Here is a 26,467-nt window from a genome sequence, read left to right on the forward strand (position 1 = left end):
ACAAAAAGAAATAAACCAAGGTAATAAATTTTGTTTATAGTAGACGCCTAGCTAATAATAGGTAATCCTCATGAAACAGACCCAAACTGCAGAGCTAACAACGGGCCTCACTATTTTAATGGCCATTGCCACAGGTCTTGTCGTTGCCAGTAATTACTATGCTCAACCGCTTTTAGACACCATTGCGGGGCAGTTTAATTTAACCACTAATATGGCTGGGTTTATTGTCACCGCGGCCCAACTGGGTTATGCGGCAGGTTTACTTTTTTTAGTCCCGTTGGGAGATTTGTTTGAACGCAAGCGTTTAATTTTAACGATGACCTCTCTTTCGGCATTAGGGCTATTAATTACAGCGCTTTCAAATAATATTTGGCAAATCCTTTTAGGTACCGCCCTTACTGGACTATTTTCAGTTGTTGCACAAGTCCTGATCCCACTAGCAGCATCTATTGCTAAGCCTCATAAACGTGGTAAAGCGGTAGGAATGATTATGAGTGGGTTATTGCTGGGCATTTTACTTGCAAGAACGGTTTCAGGTGCTGTTGCTATGGTCGGTGGCTGGAGAGCGATCTATTGGGTGGCCTTTGCATTATTGATGCTGTTAATGATTGTTCTAGCCATTAAACTCCCCCGTTACCATCAAAAAGCTAACTTAAACTACTTCCAGCTCATTGGTTCTATTGGCCGGTTATTTTTCGGCACTCCAGTGCTTGCGGTACGCGCTTCTCTCGGTGCATTATCATTTGCCAATTTTGGTTTACTGTGGACCGCAATGGCTTTCTTATTAGCCAGTCCGCCATTCAATTATTCCGAAGGGACTATAGGTTTATTTGGCTTAGTCGGTGCCGCAGGTGCCATTATGGCCTCCCAAGCAGGGCATCTTGTCGATAAAGGCAAAGGAAAGCTCATTACAACTATTGGGTTGGTGTTATTACTATTATCCTGGATACCCATCGGTTTAGCGAAATATTCCCTGGTCGCATTTATCATTGGTATTTTGGTGCTAGACCTTGCAGTACAAGCCGTCCATGTCACCAGTCAGAGTACGTTATATCGAATATTACCTGAAGCTCGTAACCGCCTAACGGCAGGCTATATGACCAGCTATTTCATTGGGGGCGCACTAGGTTCTCTACTTTCAGGCTATGCCTATGAACACGCGGGTTGGGAGGGAGTTGCGATTGCAGGTGCAATCTTAACCACTCTAAGTTTAATTATTTGGGCTATCGGTATTCGCTATGATCCCATCATCACCACAACTGATGACTAAACATAACTGATATCTGTATCAATACATTTTATGATGAAAATTTTCGAGATCACATAAACATATAAAATCTCATAATACATTAAACTTATGTGACTCAATTTTACCCATCAAATCTGTTGAATATTGAATAAATAAACAGTTCATCATAAGGCCAATAATTATCAACCGTAATAGTAAACAAAGTAAATATTAGGGAATGACACAGTTAAACAAATACAATGACTCTATGAAAAGGTAGTATAACTGTTAATAAATCAAATTATTGCTATATCAGATAATGTTTAAATTATACAAAAATAAGTAATTACACCTATCCATTAAAAATATCTATCTAAGTTGTAATTATTGGGTAACAAAAAAAATGGTATTGAGTTAATGTCGTGTGATTATATATTGTTTTGTATGATTGAAATTAACCTTTAATTAAGCATTGACTTGGTTGCTTTATAACCAAAAATGACACTATCAGTGTAAAAAGGTCAGTCTGCTATACAAAAATAGGTAAATTACATTCATAAAATTTATGAATCATGTATCATTATCAAAATAAAATCGGCGATATTAATTAAGTATAATTGCTAATTCTATCTTTTAATATACCATTTAGATGGTTGATGACAGTTGTAATCTTACCAACTGAAACTAATAAGGTATCCCAATAATGGAAAGTTCATTTACACCAACTGAAGAGCTACTCAATGCTCGTGTAGAACAACAAGATTCACATGAAAGTCCTATTCCGTATCAAGAAATCCTACTGACACGCCTATGCATGCATGTTCATGGGAAGTTACTTGAAACACGAAATAATATGTTAAGGTCTCAAGGTATTAATGAAACCCTGTTTATGGCACTTATGATCCTTGATACAAAAGACTCCCGCAGTATTCAGCCATCTGAACTCAGTGCGGCTCTTGGTTCCTCACGAACCAATGCAACACGAATTGCAGATGAACTGGAAAAAAATGGTTGGATTGAGCGCAAAGAAAGTCACAACGATAGACGTTGCCTTCATCTACACCTCACAGAAAAAGGGACGGAATTTTTAAATGGCCTATTACCACCTCAACACAGCGCATTAATTGATATTTGGTCTGTTTTAGATGCTGATGAGAAACAACAGCTTAACACGCTGATGCGTAAATTACTGACAAAACTGGATACTATAAAAGATTGACCATAAAATTTGTAAGGTTAATGTATTTGAGCCATTCTTAAGCTCAAAGGTGAAAAAAAACTTTTCAGCCCATAATATTTCATTATCCTTTCACCCTTATGCTTTACGATATCCCATCAAACAGCAAAATCATTTGTAGTCTCAGTTTCCAGTGGTTATTACCTAACTACTGGAAACAACCGTGATCCTTATCCAGAGAAGTGGAGAAATACGAGTATGAGTTCCCCTGAGGAAATGCAACAAACGCAAACTCCCCAACGAAATAAAAAAAGGCAACGTAAAAGTGCGCTTATCTTGTTGACTCTATTATTTATTATTATAGGCGTTGGCTGGGGGGCCTACTGGTATCTCGTTCTTCGTCACTATGAATCAACGGATAATGCTTATGTCGCGGGAAACCAAGTACAAATACAATCCCAAGTTTCCGGCAGCGTGATGACTGTCAATGTGGACAACACAGATTTCGTGACAAGTGGAACTGTTTTGGTTGAACTGGACCCACGTGATGCTGAATTAGCTCTCGATAAAGCAAAAACAGAATTAGCCAACAGTGTGCGTCAAACCCGCCAGCACATGGTCAACAGCCGCCAGCTACAAGCCAATATTGAGGTCAAACGTTCTGAATTAAACCGGTTGCAAAATGATTTAAAACGTCGAGAAGTTTTAGGTAGTAGCCATGTCATTGGTAAAGAAGAACTACAACACGCAAGAGAAGCTGTCGTGAGTGCTAAAGCGGCATTAGACATGGCAATAGAACAATATAATGCTAATCAAGCCATAGTGTTAAATAGCTCAATTGAAAAACAACCCGCAGTAGAGCAAGCAGCAACACAAGTTCGAAACGCTTGGCTCACCTTGCAACGGACGAAAATCGTCAGCCCTGTTGATGGCTATGTTTCACGCCGCAGTGTACAAGTGGGTTCACAAATCACCCCTTCAACCCCATTAATGGCCATCGTTCCTTCCAATGGTATGTGGATTGATGCGAACTTTAAAGAAACACAACTTGCGGATATGCGTATCGGCCAACCTGCGAAAGTCATTACTGATTTTTACGGTAAAGATATCGTATTTAACGGTACTGTTGTGGGACTTGATATGGGAACAGGTAGCGCGTTCTCTTTATTACCCGCACAAAATGCCAGTGGTAACTGGATCAAAGTGGTCCAACGCCTACCCGTACGTATTGCCTTAAATGAAAACCAACTTGAAGAACACCCATTACGTATCGGTTTATCCACCGAAGTTACGGTTGATACATTAGATAAAAATGGCAAAGTGCTTTCTAAAGGGATGCGTGATACCCCTGCTTACCATACTGCTGCATTAGCTGTAGATATGTCTCCTGCGGACAAAATAGTTACTGAGATAATTAATAATAACCTAGGAAATAAATAGTGGGGGTGCAATCGTGACGACAGCACCTTTAACGGGATCAAAACTCGCATGGATGACAATTGCTCTTTCATTGGCAACATTTATGCAAGTTCTTGATTCCACCATTGCTAACGTAGCTATTCCAACCATTGCAGGAAACTTGGGGGCATCCAACTCGCAAGGAACATGGGTAATAACCTCTTTCGGCGTTGCCAATGCCATCTCCATCCCCATCACTGGTTGGCTAGCCCGTAGGATAGGTGAAGTCAGGCTATTTTTATGGTCTACAGGCTTATTCGCTTTAACTTCATGGCTATGCGGTATTTCTGGCAGCTTAGAGATGCTGATCTTATTCCGAGTTTTACAAGGTTTAGTCGCAGGACCACTCATTCCTTTATCTCAAAGCCTACTGCTTAACAATTATCCTCCAGCCAAACGCAATATGGCCCTCGCCCTTTGGTCAATGACTATCGTTATTGCTCCGATTTGCGGACCGATTCTTGGTGGTTATATTAGTGATAACTACCATTGGGGCTGGATATTTTTTATCAATGTACCATTTAGTATTGCGATCATTTTTGCCATCATGCGCACCTTAAAAGGCCGTGAAACTAAAATATCTATTCAGCGCATTGATACTATTGGTTTAGTGCTATTGGTTGTTGGTATTGGTGCTTTACAGATTATGCTTGACCAAGGCAAAGAGCTGGATTGGTTTAACTCGACTGAAATTATCGTCCTGACCGTTATTGCTGTTGTCGCTATTGCCTTTTTAATTGTATGGGAACTCACCGATGACCATCCCGTCATCGACTTATCCCTATTTAAAGAACGCAATTTTACGATTGGCTGTTTGTCCTTAAGCCTTGCTTACATGCTCTATTTTGGAACGATTGTACTACTGCCGCAATTGCTACAAGAAGTTTATGGCTATACCGCAACATGGGCTGGGTTAGCCTCTGCACCTGTAGGATTATTACCGCTATTGATTACGCCAATTATAGGGCGTTTTGGTAACCGAATTGATATGCGTTATTTAGTTACATTCAGCTTTATTATCTATGCTGTTTGCTACTATTGGCGTGCTTATACTTTCGAACCTGGGATGAGTTTTGCCGAAGCTGCTTGGCCGCAATTTGTGCAAGGTTTAGCCATCGCTTGTTTCTTTATGCCTTTGACAACCATTACATTATCTGGCCTGCCGCCAGAAAAAATGGCCTCTGCATCGAGTTTATCTAACTTTACTCGTACCCTAGCTGGAGCCATTGGGACATCAATCACCACAACAATGTGGACCCAAAGAGAGTCAATGCATCATGAAAACCTCGCTGAATTTGTTAACCCATATAACCCAAATGCCCAACAGATGTACAGTGAACTGGCGAAAATAGGCATGAATGAGCAGCAAAGTACGGCCTATCTTGCTAAAACGATTACTGACCAAGGACTGATTATGTCAGCAAATGAGATATTCTGGCTCTCAGCTGGGATTTTTATCCTACTGATGGTCATTGTCTGGTTCGCTAAGCCACCATTTGGGGCAGGTTCAAAAGACGGTGGTGGTGCTCATTAATTAGCCCAACCCAGTGAATAACTTGATGATAGATATAAAAAAGCCATACATAGCGGGAATACATCCTTTTATGTATGGTCTTATTTTTCTGATAAAACGTAGGTGGTTATTTAACTTGGTTTTGTTGCCACCACTGGGCTAACATAATTCCTGTTGCAACAGAGACATTCAAGCTTTCCACTTTACCTGTTCCACCGATATAGAGACTCATATCGCCTTGATCCCACGTACTATCACTTAAACCATCACTCTCTTGGCCTAAAACTAAGACCATTTTGGCCGGTAACTTCGCTTTTGCGAGATCTTGACTACCTTTATGGCTAGAAGTCGTCACAATGGTATAACCCGCTTTGCGGAATTTATCCAAAGTATCTGTTAATCCATCTGCATCAATCGCTTTAATGTGTTCAGCACCACCTTCTGCAGTACGAATTGCCGCCCCAGACTCCAGCATGCCCGCATCCTGCAAAATCACACCTTTGATACCGAAATGCGCACAGCTACGCATAATTCCGCCCAGATTATGTGGATTTCCCACATCTTCCAGTGCTAATACGCAGTCATTACCTGCCGCTTGCTGCAAGTAAGCATCAGCACTCATTCCACCGCGTTTTTTAATGATAAAACAGACACCACCATGATGTTCTGTTCCCGATGCTTTCGATAACTCTTCGTCATCAACAACGTGGTAAGCTTTGCGATTTGCCGCCATCCATTTTAACGCATCACGAAAACGCGGTGTGACAGATTGCAAGAACCATGCGCGAACAATCGCATCAGGGCGGTTTTTAAACATGGCTTGGCAGGCATTCTCACCATAGATACGAGTTTCTTCTTGGCGCTGCTTACGCAATTGTTCAGGGTCAATTTGGCTCTTACCAACAATTCCGCCATGGTCATTCGTTAATTCTTCGCTATCTGGCTTAGAAACAGTGCGCCATGGTGAACGCTCGCGAGGTGCTTCATTACGGTTATCAGAGCGGCGACCTTCACGCCCACCTTCAGGGCGGCTTGAGCGACCACCACGATCTTGACGGGCACCATCTCGTCTATCACCACCACGCTTGTCATTACCGCGCCTATCATCACGGCCACCGCCTCGGCGTTTATCATTACCTTTATTGTTGTCCTGCTCTTCACTGCGGACATACATCACTTTTACTTTGCCGTTTTTACCACTAAAATCATTCGAGTCGTTCATCACTATCCCCTACACTAAGCTATGGCGCGAAGATTACATGATGTTGCATGGCTACGCTACCGATTCGCACTATTATCTCATCTAAAAGTTATTGAATATACTTCTATCGTATAGAAATCGTTTTGCGTACAATATGCGCCTTAATTTTAGGCCTAAAAAATATAATTCAACATGACTTCGAATGCCGTTTATCACCTGCGTCAACAGCGCCTCGCATTATCGACTAAACCGTTTAGGGCACGAGGCTGCCGAGTAAAACGTTGCCAATATTGTTTGTTACCTAACCCACAATGCCTATGCCAAGACACCATATCATCACAAGCAAAAAGCCAATTTTGCTTGATTATGTTTGATGGTGAGGTATTTAAGCCAAGTAATACAGGAAAGTTGATTGCGGATGTTTTGCCCGACACTTTGGCCTTTCAATGGTCAAGAACAGAGCCTGATGCGCAGCTATTGGCGGCACTGCAAGACACCACAAGGCAGCCTTACCTTATTTTTCCAGAAAGCTACGCTCAAAATGAACGCATCGTGGTCAATGAACCGACTTTGTCGGATAAACCCGCTTTATTTATTTTACTCGATGGGACTTGGCCTGAAGCACGCAAAATGTTTCGAAAAAGCCCTTATCTTAATGATATTCCAATGCTTTCAATTAATACCAAAGCAAGAACTGACTACTTACTCCGTACGCCATCAAGGGAAGAACAACATTGTACCGCCGAAGTTGCAGCTACCGTTTTAGAATTAGCGGGAGATTTAGACGCTTCACAACAACTCTTTAGCCACTTCAATCTTTTCCGTCAAAAATACCTTGAAGGGAAACCGCATCACCCTATTGCACAGAAGCTACTTACCGAATCCCACCTCTAACTATTTATTGGTACTGTTTTTCTCTTTCTTTTCGAGCCCAGTACCATTAAATGACAACTTTTAGATCGTCGTGCTGATAAAACGTGAACGTGCTTGTATAAATTAATTAAACTCACCAGATAAACTAGCGCAATCTCAAAGATAAGGCATAGTATTCATAAGTATCACTCAGCCACTTTTTATCTATTGAACGCTTATCTCGTTCAGCAAAGCAAAGGGTTATCAACCATGGGTTTAGTCAGTCAGTTAGAATCTTTATTCCGGCCAAAGTCTATCGTTGTCGTGGGAGCATCTGAAAACCCGAGCCGTGCAGGTTCGGTGATGATGAAAAACCTACTTACCAGCGGTTTTAAAGGTCCTATTTTACCTGTTAATCCAAACCGAAACTCTGTCCTCGGCGTACTTGCTTATCCTTCTATAGATAAATTACCGCTCAAACCTGATCTTGCCGTTATCTGTACCCATTACTCACGTAATATCTCCTGTTTACAGCAATTAGGGGAAGCTGGCTGTAAAGTGGTTATTATTTTATCATCCCCTTCCATTCAGTTTAATGAATTAAAAAAAGTCGCCCAGCAATATCAAATTCGCCTATTAGGCCCGAATAGCCTAGGTTTTCTCGCCCCATGGCAAGGTTTGAATGCAAGTTTTTCTCCAATACCAATCTTAAAAGGAAAACTCGCTTTTATCTCTCAATCTGCTGCTGTATCGAATACCGTTCTGGATTGGGCAAGGCACCGAGACATCGGTTTTTCTTATTTTATTGCCCTTGGTGATAGCATCGATATAGATATTGACGATTTACTCGATTACTTAGCGCGTGACAGCAAAACCAGCGCTATTTTGTTGTACCTTGAGAGCATTAGTGATGCACGACGTTTCTTATCATCATCTCGCAGTGCCTCACGCAATAAACCTATATTAGTGATAAAAAGTGGTCGAACCCGCAAAGCACAAAAACTACTGGGCGATAAACCTAGCCTAGATGCCGCTTACGATGCTGCTATCCAGCGTGCAGGTCTTCTTCGCGTGCAAGATACTCACGAAATGTTTTCTGCGGTTGAGACATTAAGCTATATGACTCCATTACGCGGTGAGCGTCTTTCAATCATGAGTAATGGTTCTGCCCCAGCCGCGATGGCATTAGACGAACTTCTCTTACGTAATGGTAAACTTGCAACGTTAAGTGTTGAAACAGAAAATGAATTAAGTTCACTATTACCTCTTGATTTATCGACACAAAATCCGATTGACTTAGGAGATGATTCCACCGTTGAGCGCTATATCAATGTACTGAACAAAATGCTCGATAGCCATGACCATGACGCTTTGTTACTTATCCACACTCCCAGTGCGATAACTGAAAGTAAAACCATGGCAGAAAAAATTATTAAAACTATTAAGCAACACCCACGCGGAAAGTGGCTAACCATTTTAACCAACTGGTGTGGAGAATATTCCTCTCAAGAATCTCGTCGCCTATTTAGTGAAGCTGGGATCCCTACCTACCGCACTCCAGAAGGGGCAATCACGGCGTATATGCATATGGTGGAATATCGCCGTAACCAAAAACAATTAAAAGAAACGCCAGCCCTCCCAGTAGGTATCACCGCTAATACGCAACAGGCTCATGAATATATTCAGCAAGCATTGGAAAATAATAAGCTACACTTGGATACTCATGAAGTTCAGCCAATTTTAAAAGCCTACGGGTTAAATAGCTTACCCACCTGGATTGCACATTCGAGCAATGAAGCCATTGAAATCGCAGAGAAAATTGGTTACCCCGTTGCTTTAAAACTACGTTCTCCCGATATTGTACACAAGTCAGAAGTACAAGGGGTCATGCTCTATTTACGCAATGCTAAAGAGGTAGAAGATGCAGCTAAAGCGATTATGGAACGTGTTTCAACAAATTTCCCTAATGCACGAATTGAAGGGCTACTAGTACAAAGTATGGCTAATCGAGCAGGTGCTCAAGAGCTCAGGATCGCTGTTGAACTAGACCCTGTCTTTGGCCCTCTTATCATGTTAGGAGAAGGTGGTATTGAGTGGCAACAAGAGAGCCAAGCTGCTGTAGCTCTTCCTCCGCTAAATATGGCTTTAGCTCGCTACCTAGTTATTAATGCTATTAAAGGTTATAAAATAAAATCCCGAAGTGCTTTAGAACCATTAAACATCATAGGGTTATCTGCTTTATTAGTACGAGTTTCAAATTTAATTATTGATTGCCCAAATATTACAAGGTTAGATATTCATCCATTGCTCGCCTCAGGGGATGAATTTACTTTACTTGATGTCTCCATGGCATTAAGCCCAACAGATGATGCGACAACATCAAGGCTGGCAATTCGCCCTTATCCTAGTGAGCTAGAAGAAACAATTCATTTAAAAGAAGATCTTACCTGCTTACTACGACCGATCCTCCCTGAAGATGAACCTTTGCTAAAATCCTTTATAGAGCAAGTGACTAAAGAGGATCTTTATTATCGCTACTTTAGCGAGATCAGCGAATTTACCCACGATGATCTTGCCAATATGACACAGATTGATTATGACCGTGAAATGGCTTTCGTTGCGGTAAAAAACCCCAATACTACGCCTGAAATTATTGGCGTCACGCGAGCAATGGCTGATCCTGATAACCAAGAGGCTGAATTTGCAGTACTGGTTCGCTCTGATATGAAAGGGCAAACGCTCGGTTATCAACTTATGCAAAAGTTACTTAACTATACGCGAAGCCACGGCATTAAAAAGCTAACAGCCATAACTATGCCTGAAAACCGCAATATGATAAGCCTAGCTAAAAAACTTGGTTTTGAGATTGACGTTCAATTTGAAGATGGAGTCGTTAATCTGACACTTCACTTATAGAAATATCTAAGAACACGGCTTAACTTGTATAGTAATTAAACAAGTCGTCAATTTATACTAAATGGTTTAGCTAAATATGCTATCATCCATAGATCATTCGCTTAAAAATGTGCGCAAAGCGAGTTGCTATTAGACTAATAAGAGAAAATTTACACTGTGATGTTGTCAAAATTAAAACAAGCAAAACATCAACAATATTTGTTAAGTTTACCAAAACTCTCTCAAGAAATTGCTGATGTAAAAACGCTATATAAGACAGAAGATTTTCGTGATGAACTGCTTAAACAAATTTCTCAGGCTCAAAATACTATCTACATAACGGCTTTGTATTTAGAGAAAGACGATGCAGGTAAAGACGTACTTCATGCTTTATACGCTGCAAAACAAGCTAATACATCATTGGATATCAAAATTCTCGTAGACTGGCACCGTGCTCAGCGAGGTCGCATCGGGGTTGCAGCAAACGCCACTAATGCCGATTGGTATTATGATGTTGCAAAACATTACCCTGAAATTGAAATCCCTATCTACGGCATCCCTGTAAATACACGGGAAGCTCTGGGTGTTTTGCATCTAAAAGGCTTTTTATTTGATGATACTCTGCTCTATAGCGGGGCTAGTATTAATGACGTCTATTTACAACGTCATAGTAAATACCGTTACGACCGCTATCACCTGATCAAAAATAGCCAACTTACCGCATCAATGAAAAAATTTATTGATGACGCATTACTACAAGCTGATGCCATTCATTTATTAAATACGCCAACTCGACCAAAAACAGCTGAGTTTAAGCATTTAATTAAACAATTTCGTTTGGGCTTACGGGGAGCGTCCTATCAATTTTCAGGGAATGCAACTAATGATGAGCTGTCCGTCACTCCCTTTGTTGGTCTCGGTAAGAAAAACGATTTAAACCGTGTTATCACGCATTTAATGGGTGCAACAAACAATAAACTAACAATCTGTACGCCTTATTTTAATTTGCCTGCGGTGTTAGTTAGGGTTATTAGTCGGTTACTGCGTGATGGCAAACAAGTAGAAATTATCATTGGTGACAAAACTGCCAACGACTTCTATATCCCACCTGAAGAGCCATTTAAAATTATTGGTGCATTGCCATACCTTTATGAGATCAACCTGCGCCGTTTTGTTAGTCGCTTGCAACGCTTTATTGATAGCCAGCAATTAACAGTAAGGCTCTGGAAAGATTCGGACAATACCTACCACCTAAAAGGAATGTGGGTTGATAATGACTGGCAATTAATCACGGGTAACAACCTTAACCCACGAGCTTGGGGGTTAGATCTTGAAAACGCAGTATTAATTCACGATCCAAAACAACAGTTGCAAGAGCAACGCAATCACGAGCTAGAGTGCATTCGAACTCATACTAAGGTTGTTAGCCATTTTCGTGAACTGGATAGCATCCAAACCTATCCTGTTAAAGTGAAGAAATTAATCCGACGACTACGTCGAATACGAGTCGATCGCTTAATTAGCCGCATCCTTTAGAATTTAAACAAAGCGTCACTCCGGTGGCGCTTTTACTTTGCTAGTTTAATTTTTTAGGTATCTTACCAAAAATGTTTAAATCACTGATCATTAGCTTACTTATATTCATTTCAACAGGATGTACTGGTTTTCATTGGGCTAATGATAATTGGCAAGGTAAAGATAAAGCGCAGCATTTTGCATTTTCAGCCGCGATGGCTGCGGCTGGTAATGCTTATGCAGATAAACAAAACATGCAACACCGCGATGCTGCCATATTTGGTATTCTATTTTCAGTTTCTCTTGGCGCAGCAAAAGAGCTTTATGACAGCAGGCCTAATGGTACTGGGTGGAGTTGGCATGATTTTGCCTATGATGTTGCAGGGTCAATAGCAGGTTATAGTTTATATCAGTCCTTAAAGTAACCCACGCCCTTCTTTCCCATTTTTTACATTCCTCTCCTATTTTTAATATTTCGCTCACCATCGAAGTATCTATAAATTAAACCGTTATAGTTGAGCTTCTACATTAAGGAGAGTTTTATGATTGCCGTAATTTTTGAAGCCATCCCAATACCAGTGCAAAAAGAGCGTTATTTTGAATTGGCAGCCAAACTTAAATCTGAACTTATGCACATTGACGGGTTTATTGCTGTCGAACGCTTTCAATCTATTACAACAGAAGGAAAAATTCTCTCACTTTCATGGTGGGAAACAGAAGAAGCAGTAAAACAATGGAAAAACCATTTCATGCATATCGATGCACAAGTTGAAGGACAACAAACCATTTTTTCCCATTATCGAATTCGAGTTGCTCATACCTTAAAGGATTACTCATTCAATAACGAGGATAGCTTTGATGTATGATATTCATGTGATTATTGAAAACCAAGTAGGTGCTTTAGCACTATTGGCGACAACATTAGGGAAACATGGTATTGGCCTTGAAGGTGGTGGCGTTTTTTCTATCGAAGAAAAAAGTCATGCTCACTTTCTTGTTACCCAGCCAGAAAAAGCACGAGATGCCTTAACTACTGAGGGTTTACAGGTTGAAAGTATCATACAACCAGTGATCCGCAAATTAAAACAAGAACGTCCTGGCGAACTTGGAGAAATTGTTTCTCAACTCGCACTTCACCAAATTAATATCCTTGTTCAATACAGCGACCACAATAACAGGTTAATATTAATAACAGACAACAATATATTAGCCGCTGAAGTAACAAAGAAGTGGGAAAGCCAACCATGATACCAAGCAAAGATAGTATTCCCATTGAAGAAAAAGAGCCATTAGAACAATCTATCGCAAAAGTTGCCTCTGCGATTGCTGACCCTTCAAGGGTCAGTATTTTGTGTGCATTAATGGATGGCAGGGCTTGGACAGCAACAGAATTAAGCGTAGCTGCAAATATAGCCCCATCAACAACGAGTGCACACTTAACTAAACTTTTAAACAGCCACTTAATTAGTTGTCTATCTCAAGGAAGACACCGTTATTATAGGCTTGCAGGCACAGACATTGCCGAATTATTAGAAACATTAATGGGGGTATCCATGAAATTGGAGTACACCCCACCTATAACAACACCTATTCATCTGCGAAAGGCACGTACTTGCTATGATCACTTAGCCGGAGAAATTGCCGTTCAGATCTACGAATTTATGGATAAAAATGGCTGGTTTACAGCTAGAGAAAATAAATTATCAATGATTGGTGCCAATCAATTTAAAAAATTAGGTATCGACATTGAGCCTAATACAAAACGAAAAATAGCATGTGCTTGTTTGGATTGGAGTGAAAGACGTATGCACCTAGGGGGACTAGCAGGAACCTTACTATTGAAATTTTTTGCAGAAAAAGAATGGATAGAGAAAACAAAAGGTTATCGAGAAATTACTTTTACTACCTACGGTAAGAAAGCTTTAAAGCGTATTTTTAATATTAATATAGCTTAACCCCCCAACAAAATAACGAACAACCCTAGAACGATTTGATAATATACTTACCAAGCTAATTACTAATTAAAAGCAGACGTAAAACTGTATTTCTCCAAACAATGCCCCAAGTCACCTACAATAGGTTATTATCCATAAAATCCAGTATGTTAGTAATACAAAAAAGCCTCGTGATTTTTATCACGAGGCTTTGATAAGTGGCGGAACGGACGGGACTCGAACCCGCGACCCCCTGCGTGACAGGCAGGTATTCTAACCAACTGAACTACCGCTCCACTTATTCTTTTGCCTTTCGGCTGTTTACTGCTTATTGAGCAATAAACCTTTAATTAATGTCTGGCAGTTCCCTACTCTCACATGGGGAGACCCCACACTACCATCGGCGCTACGGCGTTTCACTGCTGAGTTCGGCATGGGATCAGGTGGGACCACCGCGCTATTGCCGCCAGACAAATTCTGTTTCGTTCCCGTTTGCGCTTATTACTCTTCGCAAACCAGAACCTCAATCTCAAACAAGCTGTGTGTCCTTCACCTTCCGGCTTCTCACTTCTCGAAAACAACTCTATCTCTCTAAAACACCTTCGGTGTTGTCAGGTTAAGCCTCACGGTTCATTAGTATTGGTTAGCTCAACGTATCGCTACGCTTACACACCCAACCTATCAACGTCTTAGTCTTAAACGTTCCTTTAGGACTCTTAAAGAGTCAGGGAAGACTCATCTCAAGGCAAGTTTCCCGCTTAGATGCTTTCAGCGGTTATCTCTTCCGCACTTAGCTACCGGGCAATGCCATTGGCATGACAACCCGAACACCAGTGGTGCGTCCACTCCGGTCCTCTCGTACTAGGAGCAGCCCCTTTCAATCTTCCAACGCCCACGGCAGATAGGGACCGAACTGTCTCACGACGTTCTAAACCCAGCTCGCGTACCACTTTAAACGGCGAACAGCCGTACCCTTGGGACCTACTTCAGCCCCAGGATGTGATGAGCCGACATCGAGGTGCCAAACACCGCCGTCGATATGAACTCTTGGGCGGTATCAGCCTGTTATCCCCGGAGTACCTTTTATCCGTTGAGCGATGGCCCTTCCATTCAGAACCACCGGATCACTAAGACCTACTTTCGTACCTGCTCGAGCCGTCACTCTCGCAGTCAAGCTGGCTTATGCCTTTGCACTAACCGCATGATGTCCGACCATGCTTAGCCAACCTTCGTGCTCCTCCGTTACTCTTTGGGAGGAGACCGCCCCAGTCAAACTACCCACCAGACACTGTCCGCACCCCAGATAATGGGGCAACGTTAGAACATCAAACATTAAAGGGTGGTATTTCAAGGTTGGCTCCACGCAGACTGGCGTCCACGCTTCAAAGCCTCCCACCTATCCTACACATCAAGGCTCAATGTTCAGTGTCAAGCTATAGTAAAGGTTCACGGGGTCTTTCCGTCTTGCCGCGGGTACACTGCATCTTCACAGCGAGTTCAATTTCACTGAGTCTCGGGTGGAGACAGCCTGGCCATCATTACGCCATTCGTGCAGGTCGGAACTTACCCGACAAGGAATTTCGCTACCTTAGGACCGTTATAGTTACGGCCGCCGTTTACTGGGGCTTCGATCAAGAGCTTCTCCTTACGGATAACCCCATCAATTAACCTTCCAGCACCGGGCAGGCGTCACACCGTATACGTCCACTTTCGTGTTTGCACAGTGCTGTGTTTTTAATAAACAGTTGCAGCCAGCTGGTATCTGCGACTGGCTTCAGCTCCATGAGTAAATCACTTCACCTAATGCCAGCGTGCCTTCTCCCGAAGTTACGGCACCATTTTGCCTAGTTCCTTCACCCGAGTTCTCTCAAGCGCCTGAGTATTCTCTACCTGACCACCTGTGTCGGTTTGGGGTACGATTAATGATAATCTAGAGCTTAGAGGCTTTTCCTGGAAGCGGGGCATGAGCTACTTCATCACCGTAGTGACTCGTCATCGGACCTCAGCATATAGTGAACCGGATTTGCCTAATTCACCTGCCTACATCCTTAAACCGGGACAACCGTCGCCCGGATAGCCTAGCCTTCTCCGTCCCCCCATCGCAATTATCACCAGTACGGGAATATTAACCCGTTTCCCATCGACTACGCATTTCTGCCTCGCCTTAGGGGTCGACTCACCCTGCCCCGATTAACGTTGGACAGGAACCCTTGGTCTTCCGGCGTGCGGGTTTTTCACCCGCATTATCGTTACTTATGTCAGCATTCGCACTTCTGATACCTCCAGCATGCCTCACAGCACACCTTCACAGGCTTACAGAACGCTCCCCTACCCAACAATATTTACATATCGCTGCCGCAGCTTCGGTGCATAGTTTAGCCCCGTTACATCTTCCGCGCAGGCCGACTCGACCAGTGAGCTATTACGCTTTCTTTAAATGATGGCTGCTTCTAAGCCAACATCCTGGCTGTCTGAGCCTTCCCACTTCGTTTCCCACTTAACTATGACTTTGGGACCTTAGCTGGCGGTCTGGGTTGTTTCCCTCTTCACGACGAACGTTAGCACCCGCCGTGTGTCTCCCGTGATAACATTCTTCGGTATTCGTAGTTTGCATCGAGTTGGTAAGTCGGGATGACCCCCTAGTCGAAACAGTGCTCTACCCCCGAAGATGAGTTCACGAGGCGCTACCTAAATAGCTTTCGGGGAGAACCAGCTATCTCCCGGTTTGATTGGCCTTTCACCCCCAGCCACAAGTCATCCGCTAATTTTTCAACATTAGTCGGTTCGGTCCTCCAGTTAGTGTTACCCAACCTTCAACCTGCCCATGGCTAGATCACCGGGTTTCGGGTCTATACCCTGCAACTTATTCGCCCAGTTAAGACTCGGTTTCCCTACGGCTCCCCTATACGGTTAACCTTGCTACAGAATATAAGTCGCTGACCCATTATACAAAAGGTACGCAGTCACCCTGATAAATCAAGGCTCCCACTGCTTGTACGTACACGGTTTCAGGTTCTATTTCACTCCCCTCGCCGGGGTTCTTTTCGCCTTTCCCTCACGGTACTGGTTCACTATCGGTCAATCAGGAGTATTTAGCCTTGGAGGATGGTCCCCCCATATTCAGACAGGATAACACGTGTCCCGCCCTACTCGTCGAGTTCACAACACTAACACCTTCGGATACGGGGCTATCACCCTTTACTGCCGGACTTTCCAGACCGTTCTCCTGATGCTAATGCTGATTAAGACTCTGGGCTGCTCCCCGTTCGCTCGCCGCTACTAGGGGAATCTCGGTTGATTTCTTTTCCTCGGGGTACTGAGATGTTTCAGTTCCCCCGGTTCGCTTCGTTTGACTATGTATTCATCAAACGATAGTGCAACGAATTGCACTGGGTTTCCCCATTCGGAAATCGTCGGTTGTAACGGTTCATATCACCTTACCGACGCTTATCGCAGATTAGCACGTCCTTCATCGCCTCTGATTGCCTAGGCATCCACCGTGTACGCTTAGTCGCTTAACCTCACAACCCGAAATTGTTTCAACGTTCACCTTACTGTCATGGCTGTGCGTACATTCCTTCTTTGTTGGGCAGTGCTCGCAATGCTCACATACTTATGTATGCTGCGCTTGCTGTGCGCTGGCCGCCGCGAAGGACTGACTGCTCGCTCATGCCACTCGAGTTTGTGACCGAAAATTTCAGGTCTGAAATTTTGAGAGACTCTCACATTGTTTAAGCGATAAACAATGTGCGTTGTTTTCAATTTTCAGCTTGTTCCAGATTGTTAAAGAGCATAATTATTCGCAATAGACTATTACTAATCTATTCTGAATAATCAGAAAAATTATGGTGGAGCTAAGCGGGATCGAACCGCTGACCTCCTGCGTGCAAGGCAGGCGCTCTCCCAGCTGAGCTATAGCCCCATAAAGGTATTTTCGGTATCAATTAATCTCTTTATAAGATTTTCTTATTCGGAGGTCTTTTTTCTTAGGCAAGGCGTGGATTAGCGAAGTTTACTTTTGGGTAAACGATCTGAGCCATAACGCAGCATAAGAGAAAAGTGGTAGGCCTGAGTGGACTTGAACCACCGACCTCACCCTTATCAGGGGTGCGCTCTAACCACCTGAGCTACAAGCCTATCGATACTGCTACTCTATTTCATCAGACAATCTGTGTGAGCACTTCACAAAAACACTTCAATGGTAAGGAGGTGATCCAACCGCAGGTTCCCCTACGGTTACCTTGTTACGACTTCACCCCAGTCATGAATCACAAAGTGGTAAGCGCCCTCCCGAAGGTTAAGCTACCTACTTCTTTTGCAACCCACTCCCATGGTGTGACGGGCGGTGTGTACAAGGCCCGGGAACGTATTCACCGTAGCATTCTGATCTACGATTACTAGCGATTCCGACTTCATGGAGTCGAGTTGCAGACTCCAATCTGGACTACGACGTACTTTATGAGTTCCGCTTGCTCTCGCGAGGTCGCTTCTCTTTGTATACGCCATTGTAGCACGTGTGTAGCCCTACTCGTAAGGGCCATGATGACTTGACGTCATCCCCACCTTCCTCCGGTTTATCACCGCAGTCTCCTTTGAGTTCCCGACCGAATCGCTGGCAACAAAGGATAAGGGTTGCGCTCGTTGCGGGACTTAACCCAACATTTCACAACACGAGCTGACGACAGCCATGCAGCACCTGTCTCAGAGTTCCCGAAGGCACTAAAGCATCTCTGCTAAATTCTCTGGATGTCAAGAGTAGGTAAGGTTCTTCGCGTTGCATCGAATTAAACCACATGCTCCACCGCTTGTGCGGGCCCCCGTCAATTCATTTGAGTTTTAACCTTGCGGCCGTACTCCCCAGGCGGTCGATTTAACGCGTTAGCTCCGAAAGCCACTCCTCTAGGGAACAACCTTCAAATCGACATCGTTTACAGCGTGGACTACCAGGGTATCTAATCCTGTTTGCTCCCCACGCTTTCGCACCTGAGCGTCAGTCTTTGTCCAGGGGGCCGCCTTCGCCACCGGTATTCCTCCACATCTCTACGCATTTCACCGCTACACATGGAATTCTACCCCCCTCTACAAGACTCTAGCTGACCAGTCTTAGATGCCATTCCCAGGTTAAGCCCGGGGATTTCACATCTAACTTAATCAACCGCCTGCGTGCGCTTTACGCCCAGTAATTCCGATTAACGCTTGCACCCTCCGTATTACCGCGGCTGCTGGCACGGAGTTAGCCGGTGCTTCTTCTGTCGGTAACGTCAATCGTTGATGATATTAGCATCAACGCCTTCCTCCCGACTGAAAGTACTTTACAACCCTAGGGCCTTCTTCATACACGCGGCATGGCTGCATCAGGCTTGCGCCCATTGTGCAATATTCCCCACTGCTGCCTCCCGTAGGAGTCTGGGCCGTGTCTCAGTCCCAGTGTGGCTGATCATCCTCTCAGACCAGCTAGGGATCGTCGCCTAGGTGAGCCATTACCTCACCTACTAGCTAATCCCATATGGGTTCATCCGATAGCGCAAGGACCGAAGTTCCCCTGCTTTGCTCCTGAGAGATTATGCGGTATTAGCTACCGTTTCCAGTAGTTATCCCCCTCTATCGGGCAGATCCCCATACATTACTCACCCGTCCGCCGCTCGTCAGCGAGAAGCAAGCTTCCCCTGTTACCGCTCGACTTGCATGTGTTAGGCCTGCCGCCAGCGTTCAATCTGAGCCATGATCAAACTCTTCAATTAAAAGTAGCTTGATGCTCAAAGAATGTCTTACTGACCGTAACGTTCTTTTGTTCGGCTAACTTTGTCGGCTTCGCATCGCTTCCCCTCGCCGTACCTAAGTACTGCCTCGGGTTATCTCTGCTTGCCTTCGCGTTACCCTTCCAAAATAAGCGTTACTACCTTATTTCATATATATGAATTAACGTGTTAGTCACTCTTCAAGACTTAAAATCAAATATTTTTTTGATAGTGTCCTGTGAGTGCCCACACAGATTGTCTGATAAATTGTTAAAGAGCGTTGCAGCTTTTCTTTATGAAAACCAACCTTTCGGTCGTTGCTGCGAGGAGGCGTATATTACGTTTTCCTCCGTGAGAGTCAAGCAATTTTTTGCTTTTTCTTTTCAGAATCTCTCGCTGCCGTTTCAGTGTTCATCGCGCTTTGCGTTGTCTTGTTCCCGGTCAGTGGTGGCGCATTATAGGGAGTCAGAAAAATCTGGCAAGTGTTTTTTTACATTTTTTTTCTAACTGCCTATTTACCACCCAAAAAGGCTACTTTTTGATTCTTTTTAGCGTTTCTGGCAACTCTGCGATACTGTTAATAACAATATCTGCATTATTGATTGCTTCATCGGTGACTGGCTCGCCACTTTTCACTAATACAGTTGTACCGACTTTAGCGGCTTTACCTGCCAACATATCAGCAAGTTTATCACCCACCATAATAGATGATGCCATATCTATTTTTAAAAAAGCCTGCGCGTCTAGTAGCATTCCTGGCTTTGGTTTACGGCAATTACAGTCTTGGCGATATTCTTCTACTGTAGCCTCAGTATGATGAGGACAAAAATAAATACCGTCTAAGTCGATACCGCGATCTGCTAATGACCAATCCATCCATTCTGTGAGTTGCATAAACTGGTCTTCTGTATAAATTCCCCGACCAATACCTGACTGGTTAGTTACAATAACTAATGCATAACCCATCTTTTTTAATTCGAGCATCGCTTCAATTGACCCTTCGATAAATTCGAAATCATCAATTTTATGTACATAACCATGATCGATATTAATTGTTCCATCTCTATCTAAAAAGACTGCTGGGATCCCGTTACTCACCTGTTTACTCCTAAAATTTAGTATCTTTTTAGTATCTCATGAAAAGAAATAAAAGGAGAATAGAATAAATAGAACAATCTTTATTGACTTAGACGTCTAGACGCCTTAACATCCAACCTTATTAGATACACTATCTAAAAACAATTCAGATAAAGTTAGAAACTATAAATGATAAAGCTCTCAAATATTAATAAAGTTTTCCAGCAAGGAAGCCGTAACATTCAAGCGCTTACTGATATTAGCTTGCATGTGCCTGCTGGTCAGATCTATGGCGTTATTGGTGCTTCAGGTGCGGGTAAAAGTACGCTTATTCGTTGCGTGAATATGCTTGAACGCCCAACTTCAGGCCAAGTTATTGTTGATGGACAAGATTTAACATCAATGACTGAAAAAACGTTGACGAGAGCACGTCGCGGCATTGGCATGATTTTCCAGCATTTTAACCTGTTATCTTCACGTACCGTCTTTGATAACGTTGCTCTCCCCTTGGAACTTGATAATACGCCTAAAGAAAAAATTATAGAGCGTGTAAGTGAATTACTCGATTTAGTTGGGTTAACTGAAAAGAAAGATGCATACCCAGCAAACCTTTCGGGCGGACAAAAGCAACGTGTTGCTATAGCTCGCGCATTAGCTAATTCACCAAAAGTATTGCTATGTGATGAAGCGACAAGTGCGTTAGACCCCGCAACAACCCGTTCAATTTTAGAATTATTAAAAGATATTAACCGTCGATTAGGCTTAACTATCTTATTAATTACCCACGAAATGGATGTTGTAAAACGTATTTGTGATCAAGTAGCTGTAATAAGTGGCGGTCAATTAATTGAGCAAGACAAAGTGAGTGAAGTATTCTCTCACCCGAAAACACCTGTCGCTCAAGCGTTTATTCAATCAACATTAGTTGTTGATATTCCAGATGATTATAAAGAACGATTAAAAACGGAGCCAGGTAAGGACTTATCACCATTACTCAAGCTCGAATTTACAGGGCAGTCTGTTGATGCACCTTTAATTTCAATGGCTGTACGCAAATTTGATATTGATATTAATATTTTAAGTTCACAAATTGACTACGCCGGCGGCGTGAAATTTGGTGTGATGCTCGCAGAGCTACATGGCATCAATGGTGGGGTTGAATCCACAATTGCATTTTTAAAAGAGCATCATGTGAAAGTAGAGGTTTTGGGTTATGTCTGAGAGAATGATTTACCTGCTGATTAACGGCACAATTGACACTATCACAATGACCTTTGTTTCCGGCTTTTTGGGTTTTGTTTTAGGTTTACCATTAGGTGTATTGCTCTATATTACACGCAAAGACCAAGTAATGGAGAATGTAGGGCTATATCGTGCTCTTGCAGTTGTAGTAAACATTTTCCGCTCAGTGCCATTTATTATTTTACTGGTGTGGATTATTCCATTAACTTCGTTTCTTGTTGGAACGACTATTGGTTTAAAAGCGGCAATCGTTCCTTTAACAATTGGCGCTGCGCCGTTTATTGCTCGCATGGTTGAAAATGCGTTATTAGAAATTCCAAGTGGTTTAATTGAATCAGCCCGTGCGATGGGAGCGACTCCGCTTCAGATTATTCGTAAGATTTTGATCCCTGAAGCATTGCCAAGTTTAATTAATGCAGCCACTATCACGTTAATTATGTTAGTCGGATATTCTGCAATGGGTGGTGCAGTTGGTGCCGGTGGTTTAGGTCAAATCGCACTACAATATGGTTATCAAACTTATAACCCTGTTGTGATGAATACTGTTATTGTTCTCCTCGTCATTTTAGTAAACCTAATTCAGTTTGGTGGCGAGTATTTAATGAAAAAAGTTTCACATCGATAGTTAGTAAAATAGCTGCGCCGTTAAGGTGCTTATAAAGTCCGTTTTAAAGGGGTAAACCAATGTCTATTAAATTAAAATCTATCGCAGTTGTCGGCGCGCTATTAGGCACACTCGTTCTCACTGGTTGTGGTGAAAAAGAGAAAGATGCCAACAGCATCAAAGTTGGTGTGATCATGGGCAAAGAATTAGAAGTTGCTGAAGTCGCACAGAAAGTTGCTAAAGAAAAGTACGGTTTAAATGTTGAGCTCGTTTCATTTAATGACTTTGTTTTACCTAATGAAGCATTAAGTAAAGGCGATATCGATGCGAACGCATTCCAACACAAGCCTTATCTTGATCAACAAATTAAAGATCGTAACTACAAATTAGTTCCTGTTGGAAATACCTTTATTTATCCAATTGCGGCTTACTCTAAAAAAATTAAGTCGGTAGATGAACTCGCTGATGGTTCACAAATTGCGTTACCAAATGACCCAACTAACTTAGGCCGTTCATTGCTGTTATTACAACAACAAGGTTTAATTAAATTAAAAGATGGTACTGGCTTAATGCCAACTGTTTTAGATGTGGTTGAAAACCCGAAAGACCTGAAATTTGTTGAGTTAGAAGCGCCTCAATTACCTCGTGCTTTAGATGACCAAAAAATTGCATTAGCGATTATCAATACGACTTGGGCAAGTAGTGCTACACCTAAATTAACACCTGCAAAAGATGGTTTATTTGTTGAAGATAAAGATTCTCCGTACGTAAATATTATTGTTGCTCGTGAAGATAATAAAGATAGTGAGAACGTGAAAAAATTTATTCAGGCATATCAATCAGATGAAGTAGCAAACAAAGCTAATGAAGTCTTCGATGGTGGTGCAGTTAAAGGTTGGTAATCTTTTTTATTATTTAAAAAACGATTAAAATACTAGACGGCTTAACGCCGTCTAGTATTTTTTGTAATTTATAGACTATAAAAACAACGCGGCATTATTTTGAATCATATAAGAAAGGTATAACTTATGAGACTGTTATTGCTCACTTTGGTAACATTTGTGTTAGCCGGGTGTGGAATTAACCAATACACGAGTCCAGGGCAAAATAAAGGTTTCACTAGTATGAAATTGTCTAAACCTGTACCGAAAGTAACAGAGCCAGACACAGCAAACGTTAAATTAATGAATAGCCCAGAAGAATTATTAGGGATGCCTTTCAAAGATTTAGGTGTTGTTTCTGGGGAATCTTGTCGAGAAAGCGTTCAAAGCCCTCCGGCAAATTTGAATACCGCAAAAAACAGTATGTTAACACAAGCTGCCTATATTGCGGCTGATGCCGTACTTTTACACCAGTGCCAAACCATGACCTCTCCAGGTTGTTATCAGGCAACTATCTGTGAAGGCAGTGCATTACAAATTGTTGAATAAATATCTTATGCAATCTTTTCAGTTTAATGTTATTGGGCACATTGAATCACCTTATAAAGAAAAGTTTGCAATCCCTCGCCAACCTGGACTTGTTCAGGGGGGTGCGGGACGCTTACATCTGCATTCTCCATTCAACGACCCAAATGCGGTGCGAGGACTCAGTCAATTTAGCCATGTTTGGGTTCTATTCGTTTTTCATCAAACAATGAAAAATGGCTGGAAACCGCTAGTGCGCCCTCCAAGACTAGGTGGCAATGATAAAATGGGTGTTTTCGCAACCCGTTCAACATTTAGACCAAACCCAATAGGCATGTCTCTTGTTGAATTACATGGAATAACAATAGAAAACAGTCAAGTGATCCTTGAGCTTGGTAGCCTTGATTTAGTAGATGGCACCCCTATTATCGATATAAAACCTTATTTACCCTTTGCTGAGGCAATACCAACCGCAACTGCAGGGTACGCACAGGACATACCTTCAGATGATATGCAGGTTATATTTACCCCAGAAATAGAAACTGAATTAGATGATTATCAAAATCACTACCCAGGTATTAAACAATTTATTTCACAAGTTTTAATGCAAGACCCTCGCCCCGCATATAAGAAACAATCTACTGAAACACGTGACTATGCAGTCCATTTATTAGATTTTAATATTCGCTGGCGGGTAATTGATGGTGTGACTGAAGTATTCGCTATCGAACCATACGAAAAATCACATTAACCCCTTTTGGCAAGTCTCCGTCACTGGTAGACTAGCTCACTATATACCTTGGCAAATAAGTCGTTTGCCATAACTTGTTGTTCTAATGGAACCTATACAATGCGTACTAGCAAATATCTGCTCTCAACTCTAAAAGAGACCCCTGCGGATGCAGAAGTTATCAGCCATCAGCTGATGCTGCGTGCAGGAATGATCCGTAAACTTGCTTCCGGTCTGTATGACTGGTTACCCACTGGTGTTCGTGTTCTGCGTAAAGTAGAAACCATCGTCCGTGAAGAAATGGAAAATGCAGGCGCTATCGAGGTATCTTTACCCGTCGTTCAGCCTGCAGATTTATGGCAAGAAAGTGGACGTTGGGAACAGTATGGTCCTGAATTGCTGCGTTTTGTTGACCGTGGTGAGCGCCCGTTTGTTCTCGGCCCGACCCATGAAGAAGTGATCACAGATTTAGTCCGTAACGAAATCACCTCTTACAAGCAATTGCCATTGAATTTATTCCAAATTCAAACCAAATTCCGTGATGAAGTTCGCCCACGTTTTGGCGTGATGCGCTCGCGTGAATTTATTATGAAAGATGCATACTCTTTCCACACTAGCCAAGAATCATTGCAAGAAACCTATGATGCGATGTACGAAGCCTACAGCAAAATTTTCACGCGTATTGGCTTTGATTTTCGTGCCGTTCAAGCTGACACTGGCTCTATCGGCGGTAGCGCATCCCACGAATTCCAAGTATTAGCAAAAAATGGTGAAGATGACGTTATTTTCTCTACCGAATCTGATTATGCCGCTAACATTGAATTCGCAGAAGCATTAGCACCAACAACGCCACGTTGTGCTCCAACAGAAGAGATGCGTCTTGTTGATACGCCTAATGCAAAAACAATCGCAGAGCTCGTTGAGCAATTCAATTTACCTGTTGAAAAAACTGTTAAGACATTGATTGTTCATGCGAAAAAAGATTCAGGTCACACGCTCGTCGCTTTATTAATTCGTGGCGACCATGAGTTAAATGAAATCAAAGCAGAAAAACACCCATTAGTGGCCAGCCCATTAGAATTCGCCACGGAAGCTGAAATCAGAAATGCAGTGAATGCTGGCCCAGGCTCTTTAGGCCCAGTCAATATGCCACTACCGATTGTTATCGACCGTAGCGTTGCAGTAATGAGCGACTTTGGTGCAGGCGCAAATATTGATGGTAAACACTATTTTGGCATCAACTGGGAACGTGATTTGGCGTTACCAGAAGCTTTTGATTTACGCAACGTTGTTGAAGGAGACCCAAGCCCAGACGGTAAAGGTGTACTGCAAATTAAACGTGGTATCGAAGTTGGCCATATTTTCCAGTTAGGGACTAAGTACTCAGAAGCAATGAAAGCTTCGGTCCAAAATGAAGATGGACATAACCAAATCGTCACCATGGGTTGTTATGGCATTGGTGTAACGCGTATTGTTGCCGCTGCTATTGAACAAAGCCATGATGACCGAGGAATTATTTGGCCGGACGCAATTGCTCCGTTCCAAGTGGCTATTTTACCAATGAATATGCACAAATCTTATCGTGTTAAAGAAGTTGCAGAAAAACTTTACGCTGACTTAAAAGCAAATGGTATTGATGTGATTTTCGATGACCGTAAAGAGCGCCCAGGTGTGATGTTTGCCGATATGGAGCTGATTGGTGTTCCATACACTATCGTTATTGGTGACCGTAACTTAGACAACAACCAAATTGAATATAAATCACGCCGTAGTGATGATAAAGAATTGGTTGGCTTAGAAAATGTCATTAGCTTCCTAAAAGGAAAGCTCGGTAAATAAAATAAGTTAAAAGCTAGAAAATAAAGCCCAAATTTCGGTTATTTGAATTTGGGCTTCT

The 26,467-nt window shown here is 42.5% G+C and carries 19 protein-coding genes, 3 tRNA genes and 3 rRNA genes; 17 read left to right on the plus strand and 8 right to left on the minus strand.

The features are described from left to right. Positions 1-70: 70 nt before the first annotated feature. The 4 genes from M1F17_RS15310 to emrB all read left to right on the plus strand — a co-directional run bounded on the left by M1F17_RS15310 (position 71) and on the right by emrB (position 5,397). A complete protein-coding gene (locus M1F17_RS15310) occupies positions 71-1,270 on the plus strand; it encodes an MFS transporter (RefSeq protein WP_318837052.1) in 1,200 nt (399 codons plus the stop codon). A 661-nt stretch (positions 1,271-1,931) separates the two neighbouring features. After that, positions 1,932-2,447, plus strand: a complete 516-nt coding sequence (gene mprA / locus M1F17_RS15315) for a transcriptional repressor MprA (protein ID WP_004257124.1) — start codon at positions 1,932-1,934, stop codon at positions 2,445-2,447. Between the two features lie 216 nt (positions 2,448-2,663). Beyond that, complete coding sequence (emrA, locus tag M1F17_RS15320; RefSeq protein WP_180312096.1) at positions 2,664-3,845, plus strand: multidrug efflux MFS transporter periplasmic adaptor subunit EmrA; 1,182 nt, start codon at positions 2,664-2,666, stop codon at positions 3,843-3,845. Positions 3,846-3,897: 52 nt separating this feature from the next. Then, positions 3,898-5,397 carry a multidrug efflux MFS transporter permease subunit EmrB gene (emrB, locus tag M1F17_RS15325; RefSeq protein WP_413242990.1) on the plus strand — a complete coding sequence of 500 codons (1,500 nt, stop codon included), beginning with the start codon at positions 3,898-3,900 and terminating at the stop codon, positions 5,395-5,397. A 106-nt stretch (positions 5,398-5,503) separates the two neighbouring features. Here emrB and M1F17_RS15330 read toward each other — a convergent pair whose 3' ends face one another. Then, the gene (locus tag M1F17_RS15330) at positions 5,504-6,598 is read right to left on the minus strand and encodes a tRNA/rRNA methyltransferase (RefSeq protein ID WP_004257138.1); all 1,095 of its coding nucleotides are present in this window, start codon (positions 6,596-6,598) and stop codon (positions 5,504-5,506) included. A 171-nt stretch (positions 6,599-6,769) separates the two neighbouring features. Between M1F17_RS15330 and M1F17_RS15335 the strand changes: the two genes are divergently transcribed. The 7 genes from M1F17_RS15335 to M1F17_RS15365 all read left to right on the plus strand — a co-directional run bounded on the left by M1F17_RS15335 (position 6,770) and on the right by M1F17_RS15365 (position 13,794). Further along, positions 6,770-7,471: a tRNA-uridine aminocarboxypropyltransferase gene (locus M1F17_RS15335; protein ID WP_096864974.1), complete on the plus strand. Its 702-nt coding sequence runs from the start codon at positions 6,770-6,772 to the stop codon at positions 7,469-7,471. 228 nt (positions 7,472-7,699) lie between these two features. After that, complete coding sequence (locus tag M1F17_RS15340; protein WP_096864975.1) at positions 7,700-10,345, plus strand: bifunctional acetate--CoA ligase family protein/GNAT family N-acetyltransferase; 2,646 nt, start codon at positions 7,700-7,702, stop codon at positions 10,343-10,345. A gap of 159 nt (positions 10,346-10,504) precedes the next feature. Continuing rightward, positions 10,505-11,860 carry a CDP-diacylglycerol--serine O-phosphatidyltransferase gene (gene pssA / locus M1F17_RS15345; protein WP_004257145.1) on the plus strand — a complete coding sequence of 452 codons (1,356 nt, stop codon included), beginning with the start codon at positions 10,505-10,507 and terminating at the stop codon, positions 11,858-11,860. A 71-nt stretch (positions 11,861-11,931) separates the two neighbouring features. Beyond that, entirely contained in the window at positions 11,932-12,264 is a 333-nt protein-coding gene (locus tag M1F17_RS15350; RefSeq protein WP_094961836.1) for a YfiM family lipoprotein, read from the plus strand. A 117-nt stretch (positions 12,265-12,381) separates the two neighbouring features. Continuing rightward, the gene (locus M1F17_RS15355; protein ID WP_094961787.1) at positions 12,382-12,705 is read left to right on the plus strand and encodes an antibiotic biosynthesis monooxygenase family protein; all 324 of its coding nucleotides are present in this window, start codon (positions 12,382-12,384) and stop codon (positions 12,703-12,705) included. Further along, the gene (locus tag M1F17_RS15360) at positions 12,698-13,087 is read left to right on the plus strand and encodes a hypothetical protein (RefSeq protein ID WP_004257151.1); all 390 of its coding nucleotides are present in this window, start codon (positions 12,698-12,700) and stop codon (positions 13,085-13,087) included. Before M1F17_RS15355 ends, M1F17_RS15360 begins: the two co-directional genes overlap by 8 nt. Next, positions 13,084-13,794 carry an ArsR/SmtB family transcription factor gene (locus tag M1F17_RS15365; protein WP_004257153.1) on the plus strand — a complete coding sequence of 237 codons (711 nt, stop codon included), beginning with the start codon at positions 13,084-13,086 and terminating at the stop codon, positions 13,792-13,794. Before M1F17_RS15360 ends, M1F17_RS15365 begins: the two co-directional genes overlap by 4 nt. Positions 13,795-13,992: 198 nt before the next feature. On the opposite strand, the gene M1F17_RS15370 is transcribed toward M1F17_RS15365, so the two are convergent. From M1F17_RS15370 to gmhB, 7 genes are all read right to left on the minus strand, one after another. After that, a tRNA-Asp gene (locus M1F17_RS15370) sits at positions 13,993-14,069 on the minus strand. Between the two features lie 59 nt (positions 14,070-14,128). Then, a 5S ribosomal RNA gene (gene rrf, locus M1F17_RS15375) occupies positions 14,129-14,244 on the minus strand. 141 nt (positions 14,245-14,385) lie between these two features. Further along, positions 14,386-17,294: ribosomal RNA gene (locus tag M1F17_RS15380) — 23S ribosomal RNA — on the minus strand. Positions 17,295-17,619: 325 nt separating this feature from the next. Further along, positions 17,620-17,695, minus strand: a tRNA-Ala gene (locus M1F17_RS15385). 138 nt (positions 17,696-17,833) lie between these two features. Further along, positions 17,834-17,910, minus strand: a tRNA-Ile gene (locus M1F17_RS15390). A 65-nt stretch (positions 17,911-17,975) separates the two neighbouring features. After that, positions 17,976-19,514: ribosomal RNA gene (locus M1F17_RS15395) — 16S ribosomal RNA — on the minus strand. Together the 16S, 23S and 5S rRNA genes with 3 tRNA genes alongside form the textbook arrangement of a ribosomal RNA operon. Positions 19,515-20,042: 528 nt before the next feature. Beyond that, positions 20,043-20,609, minus strand: coding sequence for a D-glycero-beta-D-manno-heptose 1,7-bisphosphate 7-phosphatase (gene gmhB, locus M1F17_RS15400; protein WP_094961152.1), 567 nt, complete (start codon positions 20,607-20,609; stop codon positions 20,043-20,045). Between the two features lie 168 nt (positions 20,610-20,777). On the opposite strand from gmhB, the gene metN reads away from it, so the two are divergent. The 6 genes from metN (at position 20,778) to proS (ending at position 26,409) form a co-directional block, all read left to right on the plus strand. Beyond that, a complete protein-coding gene (gene metN / locus M1F17_RS15405; RefSeq protein WP_094961151.1) occupies positions 20,778-21,809 on the plus strand; it encodes a methionine ABC transporter ATP-binding protein MetN in 1,032 nt (343 codons plus the stop codon). Beyond that, complete coding sequence (gene metI, locus M1F17_RS15410; protein ID WP_004257375.1) at positions 21,802-22,455, plus strand: methionine ABC transporter permease MetI; 654 nt, start codon at positions 21,802-21,804, stop codon at positions 22,453-22,455. Before metN ends, metI begins: the two co-directional genes overlap by 8 nt. A gap of 59 nt (positions 22,456-22,514) precedes the next feature. Beyond that, positions 22,515-23,336, plus strand: a complete 822-nt coding sequence (locus tag M1F17_RS15415) for a MetQ/NlpA family lipoprotein (RefSeq protein ID WP_004257378.1) — start codon at positions 22,515-22,517, stop codon at positions 23,334-23,336. Positions 23,337-23,462: 126 nt separating this feature from the next. Further along, on the plus strand, positions 23,463-23,864 hold the full coding sequence (gene rcsF / locus M1F17_RS15420) for an Rcs stress response system protein RcsF (protein WP_004257380.1): 402 nt from the start codon (positions 23,463-23,465) through the stop codon (positions 23,862-23,864). Between the two features lie 7 nt (positions 23,865-23,871). Continuing rightward, on the plus strand, positions 23,872-24,591 hold the full coding sequence (tsaA, locus tag M1F17_RS15425; protein WP_180312097.1) for a tRNA (N6-threonylcarbamoyladenosine(37)-N6)-methyltransferase TrmO: 720 nt from the start codon (positions 23,872-23,874) through the stop codon (positions 24,589-24,591). Between the two features lie 99 nt (positions 24,592-24,690). Continuing rightward, a complete protein-coding gene (proS, locus tag M1F17_RS15430) occupies positions 24,691-26,409 on the plus strand; it encodes a proline--tRNA ligase (RefSeq protein WP_004257383.1) in 1,719 nt (572 codons plus the stop codon). Positions 26,410-26,467: the final 58 nt, after the last annotated feature.

The sequence above is a fragment of the Providencia sp. PROV073 genome, from assembly GCF_033688125.1.
Lineage (GTDB): Bacteria > Pseudomonadota > Gammaproteobacteria > Enterobacterales > Enterobacteriaceae > Providencia > Providencia hangzhouensis.